This is a genomic window from Lentiprolixibacter sp. (genome assembly GCF_982873095.1).
In genome coordinates, this window is record NZ_CEYNTP010000225.1 from 3,312 (window position 1) to 4,533 (window position 1,222).

Genomic DNA, 1,222 nt, shown 5'->3' on the forward strand with positions numbered 1-1,222 from the left:
CCATTTTTAACGAATTCTCCTACACAATTCATACCTTTTTTTGCTTAACTTTGAGTACAATCTAACTAAAACATTTGAATCTTATGGCCAGAGCAATGTTGGAGTACTACAAAACAGTACTTCAAAAAGTAAGTTTTGATGTTAAATTATTTAGCAAGGAACTTAAAAAAGCCATTAAAAGGCTACTCCCCCATGAAATTGAAGAATTGAAGTATTGGTTGCACCGTTTTATAAATGACAAGCCGGAATTGCAACCGACATTAATTTACCTGAAAGCATAAGACCAAGCCACTTGAAAAAGTGGCTTTTTTATTACCTGACAGGGCTGATGATCTTTACGTCCTGAAAGGTGATCGCCCCTCTCACTACCCCGGTGATCACCTCTTTTAAAGCATCGGTGATCTGAATTTTAAGTTCGTTCTTGTGATAGATAAGACTTACCTCACGCGCTGGTGGTGGGTTCTCAAAATGTTTAAGGTTGCTCTTTTTCTTATTGTCCAACTCGAGGGTATTCAGGTAGGGCAGTAAGGTCATCCCAAGGCCTTCATTGGAGAGGTTAACCAGCGTTTCAAAACTGCCACTATGGAGCTGAAAATGTTCTTCTTTGTATTCTTTGCTGGCTTTACACAGGTTAATTACCCCTTCCCTGAAACAATGCCCATCCTGTAGAAGCAGGATATCATTGATGTCGAGGTCTTCCGGGCTCAGGTTTTCCTTGCTGCTCAGGCGGTGGGGCTGGGGGACATACCCTACAAAAGGTTCATAATAGAGTGGCCGTTCCCGGATGAATTCAATTTCAAGGGGTGTGGCAGCGATGGCACCGTCCAAATGCCCATCCTGCAGGTTGCGGATAATACTTTCTGTACTTTGTTCTTTTACAATGAGGTTAACCTTTGGGTATTTATTGATAAAGGTTTTCAGGAACATGGGCAGTAGGGTGGGCATAATGGTAGGGATGATCCCCAGGGTGTATTCTCCGCCGATGAACCCCTTTTCCTGATCCACGATATCCCGGATACGTTCAGCTTCGTTGACTATATTTTTTGCCTGTTCAACAATCTTCTGTCCGGCTTCCGTAATGGATATGGGTTTCTTGCCCCGGTCAAAAATCAGGATGTCCAGTTCCTCTTCAAGCTTCTGCACCTGCATGCTGAGCGTAGGTTGGGTCACAAAACATTTCTCGGCCGCCAGGGTGAAGTTCTGATATTCCGCTACGGCCAGT

2 protein-coding genes are annotated in these 1,222 nt (G+C 43.7%); one reads left to right on the forward strand and one right to left on the reverse strand.

All coding sequences use genetic code 11. From position 1 onward, the window contains the following. Nucleotides 1-83 precede the first annotated feature (83 nt). The gene (locus tag AC4E7D_RS11955) at nucleotides 84-281 is read left to right on the forward strand and encodes a hypothetical protein (protein WP_490174023.1); all 198 of its coding nucleotides are present in this window, start codon (nucleotides 84-86) and stop codon (nucleotides 279-281) included. 31 nt (nucleotides 282-312) lie between these two features. Here AC4E7D_RS11955 and AC4E7D_RS11960 read toward each other — a convergent pair whose 3' ends face one another. Then, complete coding sequence (locus AC4E7D_RS11960) at nucleotides 313-1,221, reverse strand: LysR substrate-binding domain-containing protein (protein ID WP_490174024.1); 909 nt, start codon at nucleotides 1,219-1,221, stop codon at nucleotides 313-315. Nucleotide 1,222: the final 1 nt, after the last annotated feature.